Source organism: Bradyrhizobium genosp. SA-3, assembly GCF_004212635.1.
Classification (GTDB): Bacteria; Pseudomonadota; Alphaproteobacteria; order Rhizobiales; family Xanthobacteraceae; genus Bradyrhizobium.
Genome location: NZ_PSRT01000276.1, coordinates 1 through 3,280 on the forward strand (window position 1 = coordinate 1; position 3,280 = coordinate 3,280).

Sequence of the window (3,280 nt, forward strand, 5' to 3'; positions counted from 1 at the left end):
CGTCGTCGCTTGAAAACCCAATTCCACAAAGAGTTCGCTCGCGGCGTCGATGATCGTTTGGCCAAGCGCCTCGTTGGCGGGCCGGCCGCGCCGGCCCTGTCTGTTTTCGGTCACGACAATTCCAATACTTGACAGTATCCTAATTCTGAATTACGATACCATGCAGTGTCGGAAATGTGCAAGCCAATGGGTAGGTTTCAACCTGTCCTCCAAATGGAGCCCATCACCATGGATGACGTCATCATCATCGGCGGCAGCTTTGCCGGTCTCGCCGGCGCCCTGCAGCTCGGCCGTGCCCGCCGCAAGGTCACCGTTCTCGATACCGGTCTGCAGCGCAACCGCTTCGCCGGCCACTCGCATGGCCTGCTCGGCCACGATCACAAGCCGCCGCTGGACATCCTGGCCGAGGCGCGGCAGCAGCTGGCGCGTTATCCCACGATCAAGCTGGTGAGTGCCCGGGCCGAAAGTGTCTCCGGCGCCATCGACAATTTCAACGTCCTCACTTCCGATGGCGAAAGCCTTGGGGCGCGTCGTCTGGTCCTGAGCTATGGCGTCGCCGACCAGATGCCTGATGTTCCGGGCTTTGCCGAAAGCTGGGGTACGTCCATCGTGCCCTGCCCCTATTGCGACGGCTTTGAAGTCGCCGGCCAGCATTGGGGCCTCGTCTGGTCCGGCCCGCAGTCACACAATCAGGCCAAGCTGTTCCTCGATTGGACCGACAAGTTGACGCTCTTCGCCGATGGTCACGACATTCCGCCCGATATCCAGGCCGATCTGGCGCGCCGCAACATACCTGTCGTTGATGGCCGGATCACCGAGATCGCCCATCACAAGGGCCATATCGCCACCGTCAATCTCGATACCGGCCGCAATGTCGCGGTCGACATCCTGTTCGCCCATCCGCGCAACAAGCCGTCCGCGAGCCTGCATGAATCACTGGGTCTCGCCACGGTGGATACGCCCGTCGGCATCGCCCTCAAGGTCGACGAGCGCCGTCAAACCAGCATGCCTGGCATCTACGCCGCCGGCGACCTCGTCACGCCCTTCTTGCCCTCGGTCACCCAGGCATCATCGCAGGGCGCGATGGCGGGTATCTTCGCCCAGCAGTCGATGGTGGTTTGAGAGCATAGATTCCCTTCTCCCGAAGTCAGGATCTCCGATGACCAACGACCTTCCCATTGTGCTCCTCCATGGCTCGGCCACCGGCTCCTATTCCTGGGCCGCGGTCCGCACGGGTCTGGAGGCGCACGGCGCCAGGGTGGTGGCACCCGACATGCTCGGCTACGGGCGGTGGCCGACACCGAGCGAGGCGTGGCAGCTAAAGGACGAGGTGGCCCACCTGCGCGGCTGGCTCGACATGCAGGGCGTCGGCGCGTTCCACCTCGTCACCCACTCGATCGGGGCATTTTTCGGACTTCACCTGCGGCTGGCCGTCGGGTCTCGCGTGGCGCGGCTCACGTTGGTCGATCCTATGGTCGTCAGCGTGCTGCGCGTGCCCGGGGAGGAAGACGCCCTGCGCGAGGTGCAGACCCTCTGCGATCGGTTCATGCGCGCACTCCCGGATCACGATGCGGCCGCCTGCCTGTTGGTGGAGCACTGGAGCGGCGCCGGTGCGTGGAACGCGCTGGGCGAGAAGGGGCGTGCGCTGGTTACACGGCTCGCACCGCGGCTGCGGCTCGAGATGACCGTCAGCGCAGCCGATCGGACCACGCTCGCCGAGCTCACCTCAACCGCGGTGCCCACCTCGGTACTCGTCGGCGAGCGAACGTCGGCCGCTCCGCGGTCGGTGAGCCGTCTGCTCGGGGGGGCGTTCGACGCCCGCACGGTCGTTGTCCCCGGGGCTGCACACATGATCCCACTGACCCACCCCGCCGCGATCGTCGAGGCGATTCACGCCGACATGGTGGCATCGTGAGTCGCGCCGAGCTCGCTCGATCCAGGTGATCGGCCTCGAACAGCCCCGTCAACCAGTCCAACACCAATTCCAGGAGTCGCCAGTGAAATTGTTCGGTCACACCATTCTCGTCGCCGGCGGGAGCGCCGGTATCGGTCTCGCGGAAACCTCGACATGAAACACTCCCATCCCATCCTTGTCACCGGTGCCGCTGGCCAAGTTGGCGCGATCGGACCGAGCGTGACGAAGTCTCTGCTGGAGCGCGGGCTGAAGGTGCGCGCCATGGTCCGCCAGGATGATGGCCGGGCAGAATCGCTGAGGGCACTTGGTGCCGAGGTGATCGTCGGAGATCTGTTCGACCTGGACGCGGTGCACCGCGCCGTGGATGGCTGCAAGCGCCTGTACTTCAGCATGTCGGTCAACGAGAAGTATCTCGAGGCTACGACGAACGCGGCGGTGGTTGCCCGGCACCATGGCGTCGAAGCATTCGTCAACATGTCGCAGATGACGGTCTCGGAGATGAGCATCCGCGAGACCGCGCGCAGCCCGCAGCACAAGCAGCACTGGCTGGCCGAACAGGTCTTGCAGTGGAGCGGCTTGCCGGTGGTCACGATGCGTCCGACCGCCTTCATGGACGCGTTCTTCTGGCGATTTGCCGTTCCGACGGTCACCGCTCAGGACGCGCTGATGTTGCCCTTCGGAGAGGGAAAGACGTCGCCAATCGCCGCCCACGATGTTGCGCGGTGCGTGACAGAGGTGTTGGCGAATCCCGAGTCTCACCTTGGAAAGGTTTACGAGCTGACCGGTCCCCGTGCGGAGACTCTTCGCGAGGTCGCCGAAGATTTCACAAGAGTCTTGGGGCGTCCAATCACCTACAAGAACATTCCGTTGGAACCGTGGCTGGAGAGCCTGCGATCCATTGGCGCATCCGCACACGTGGTCGCGCACTTGGAGTCGATGGCACTGCTGCACCGGGACGGCCGATACGACCGATCCTCGGGCGATGTGAACCTGCTGACCGGTGTGTCGCCGATGTCGATCGAGGACTTCGTGCGCGCGCATCAGAACGACTTTCTGAAGGCAGACGCGCGCAAGCCCTAATCTTTCGCTCGTAGGCCGGATAAACTGCGTCGTCTCGGAAGCCCCCGGCGGTCGCCACTGCGCCCAGTGACCGGGTAGCTGGTGGCGGGATCGCTGGAGACGATGCTCGCTTTGGCATCGGTTGGCTCAGTTAAGACCGAGAACAAGGATATGTCATGGCACAGCACAATGCCGATCGGGTCGCCGACTGGAATGGCCAAAGCGGGGAGCGCTGGGTCGCCCACCAGGCCCGGCTCGACGCCAGGCTGGCGGTGTTCGGCCAGGCCGCGATCGAAGCCGCCGCGC

The 3,280-nt window shown here is 64.3% G+C and carries 3 protein-coding genes and 2 pseudogenes; 4 read left to right on the top strand and 1 reads right to left on the bottom strand.

The window, feature by feature from the left end; translation table 11 throughout:
* A pseudogene (locus tag CWO91_RS44920) lies at positions 1 to 114 on the bottom strand (TetR/AcrR family transcriptional regulator); the annotation flags it as partial.
* A 114-nt stretch (positions 115 to 228) separates the two neighbouring features.
* Between CWO91_RS44920 and CWO91_RS41835 the strand changes: the two are divergent.
* From CWO91_RS41835 to CWO91_RS44925, 4 genes and pseudogenes are all read left to right on the top strand, one after another.
* A complete protein-coding gene (locus CWO91_RS41835) occupies positions 229 to 1,122 on the top strand; it encodes an NAD(P)/FAD-dependent oxidoreductase (RefSeq protein ID WP_130221122.1) in 894 nt (297 codons plus the stop codon).
* A gap of 37 nt (positions 1,123 to 1,159) precedes the next feature.
* Positions 1,160 to 1,915: an alpha/beta fold hydrolase gene (locus CWO91_RS41840; RefSeq protein ID WP_130221123.1), complete on the top strand. Its 756-nt coding sequence runs from the start codon at positions 1,160 to 1,162 to the stop codon at positions 1,913 to 1,915.
* A gap of 153 nt (positions 1,916 to 2,068) precedes the next feature.
* A complete protein-coding gene (locus CWO91_RS41845) occupies positions 2,069 to 2,995 on the top strand; it encodes an NmrA family NAD(P)-binding protein (protein WP_165406079.1) in 927 nt (308 codons plus the stop codon).
* Positions 2,996 to 3,150: 155 nt separating this feature from the next.
* Positions 3,151 to 3,280, top strand: a pseudogene (locus CWO91_RS44925) (SAM-dependent methyltransferase); the annotation flags it as partial.

What these genes read in the sequence shown, in the direction of transcription:
- CWO91_RS41840 (WP_130221123.1), top strand. Translation starts at nt 1,160, where the DNA reads ATGACCAACGACCTTCCCATTGTGCTCCTCCATGGCTCGGCCACCGGC.
- CWO91_RS41845 (WP_165406079.1), top strand. Translation starts at nt 2,069, where the DNA reads ATGAAACACTCCCATCCCATCCTTGTCACCGGTGCCGCTGGCCAAGTT.
- CWO91_RS41835 (WP_130221122.1), top strand. Translation starts at nt 229, where the DNA reads ATGGATGACGTCATCATCATCGGCGGCAGCTTTGCCGGTCTCGCCGGC.